The organism is Phyllobacterium sp. P5_D12 (assembly GCF_054049495.1).
The window spans coordinates 1-544 of the sequence record NZ_JBFUMG010001189.1; the positions used below are offsets into that span (position 1 = coordinate 1).

1 protein-coding gene is annotated in these 544 nt (G+C 61.6%); it reads right to left on the reverse strand.

The window, feature by feature from the left end; genetic code table 11:
* Positions 1-544: LacI family DNA-binding transcriptional regulator (locus ACXJ5O_RS29430; RefSeq protein ID WP_457302983.1), on the reverse strand; the 544-nt coding region annotated here is incomplete at both ends.

The window sequence follows — 544 nt, forward strand, 5'->3', positions numbered from 1 at the left end:
GACCATGCTGGATCAGATGACGGGTCGAATGCTGGCCGCCTGCAATCTCGCTTGGTACGACAGCAGGAAAGGCATGGTCCGTCGTGTAGCAGTTGATGAGAACGACCGGAATGTCGAGTTCGTAGACCGCCGCCGGCAAGACCACCTCGCGCGTAAAGATCGCCATATAGATCAGTGCCGAAATGCCGTGCTCGCGCAGGGCGCGGATCGTGCGGGGCTCCATCTCGGGGTCGTTGAGTGTCTGGGCGACCAGAATGATATTGCCGGCATTCCACGATGCCTGGCGCGCACCTTCGATAGCGACGACCGCTTCCGGACTGGTCGCAAGCTGATCGACGACAAAGCCGATCTTGCCGTCGATGGCAGGCGTCAGGATATCTGCGGTGTCGAGATGGGCGAAACTCGGTGCAGCATAGCCGAGCGCGCGCGCCGCCTCTATCACCCGTTCGCGGGTTTCGGCGGCAAGCTTTATGCCCGGCGTCTTGTTGAGCACGAACGAGACGGTGGCCTGCGAACACCCTGCAACCCGGGCGATGTCGGTCAT